The organism is Deferribacterota bacterium, assembly GCA_034189185.1.
Classification (GTDB): domain Bacteria; phylum Chrysiogenota; class Deferribacteres; order Deferribacterales; family UBA228; genus UBA228.
In genome coordinates, this window is record JAXHVM010000306.1 from 1 (window position 1) to 1,520 (window position 1,520).

The window sequence follows — 1,520 nt, forward strand, 5'->3', positions numbered from 1 at the left end:
CTGATTTATTCACCGGCAGAACCTGAATTGGAAAATGAGATAGTTAATATATATTTAAGAAATAATGTTAGGAAGATGTCTGCTTCAGCTTTTATGAGAATTACACCTTCTGTTGTAAAATATGCTTCAAAGGGTTTACGAACTGATCAAAAGGGTAATATTGTTCGTAAAAATTATGTATTTGCTAAAATTTCAAGGCCTGAAATGGCAGAGAAATTTATGAGCCCAGCTCCAAAGAATATTTTAGACAATCTTGTCAAAAAAGGTGAGATTTCTGAGAAAGAAGCAATGTTAGCACTTAAAGTCCCTATTGCCGAGGATATAACTATGGAGGCAGATTCTGGAGGCCATACAGATAATAGGCCTTTAATATCAATTGTGCCAACTGTATTGGTAATAAGAGATAGAATGATGGCTCGATATAGATATAAAAGACGTATTAGGATAGGTGCAGCTGGTGGTATAAGCACACCTATGGCTGCAGCAGGAGCTTTTTCTATGGGGGCTGCCTATGTGCTAACTGGTACAATTAATGAGGCTGCTGTTGAAGGTGGCGTTTCAGATATTGCGAAAGAGATGTTAGCAAAGGCTGGTATTGCAGATGTTATAATGGCTCCAGCAGGGGATATGTTCGAAATGGGCGTGAAAGTCCAGGTGTTAAAAAGGGGAACTCTTTTTCCTGGTAGAGCATTGAAATTATATAATATTTATCAAAGTTATAATTCTTTAGAAGAGATACCTGATGATGTGAGGAAAAAATTAGGGGAAGAAATATTTAGAAAAAATATAGAAGAAGTTTGGAAAGATACTAGAGATTATTTCGCAAAAAGAAATAAAAAAACTGTAGAAAAAGCTGAAAAAGATCCTAAGTTTAAAATGGCATTGGTATTTAGATGGTATTTGGGCCTTGCAGGTCAGTGGGCAATAGAAGGTAATAAAGATAGGATAAGTGATTTTCAGATACAATGTGGGCCGTCAATGGGAGCGTTTAATGAATGGGTTAAAGGAAGTTACCTTGAAGACCCTAAAAATAGGATGGTTGTTGATATTGCATTAAACATTTTAGAAGGTGCATGCGTCGTTTTAAGAGCTGAACAACTAAGGAGTGCTGGAGTAAACGTGCCAAATATCTGCTTTAATTTCAGGCCTAAAAAAATAAAACTTGTATGATACGGAGACAGTCTGATGGAGGAAAAGAATAAAAATAAATTTAAACCGATAGCTGTAGTTGGTATATCAGCTATCTTTCCAGGTTCTGTTAATGTTACGGGTTTCTGGAAAAATATAATGGAGAAAGCAGATCTTTTTGAGGAAATCCCACCTGATTACTGGTTTATAGAAGATTATTATGACCCAGACCCATTTGCTCCTGGGAAAACCTATTGTAAAAGAGGTGCATTTATACCAGAGATTGATTTTGATCCAATAGAATTTAGTATTCCACCTGCAAATGTGGAACATACAGATACTTCACAGCTACTAGGATTGATTGTTGCAAAAAAAGTTTTAGAGGATGCAGC

2 protein-coding genes are annotated in these 1,520 nt (G+C 36.0%); both read left to right on the forward strand.

Translation table 11 applies throughout. The features are described 5' to 3' along the window. Positions 1 to 1,170: PfaD family polyunsaturated fatty acid/polyketide biosynthesis protein (locus tag SVN78_11135; GenBank protein ID MDY6822159.1), on the forward strand; the 1,170-nt coding region annotated here is incomplete at its 5' end. A 15-nt stretch (positions 1,171 to 1,185) separates the two neighbouring features. Beyond that, the coding region (locus tag SVN78_11140; protein MDY6822160.1) for a beta-ketoacyl synthase N-terminal-like domain-containing protein at positions 1,186 to 1,520 on the forward strand (335 nt) is incomplete at its 3' end.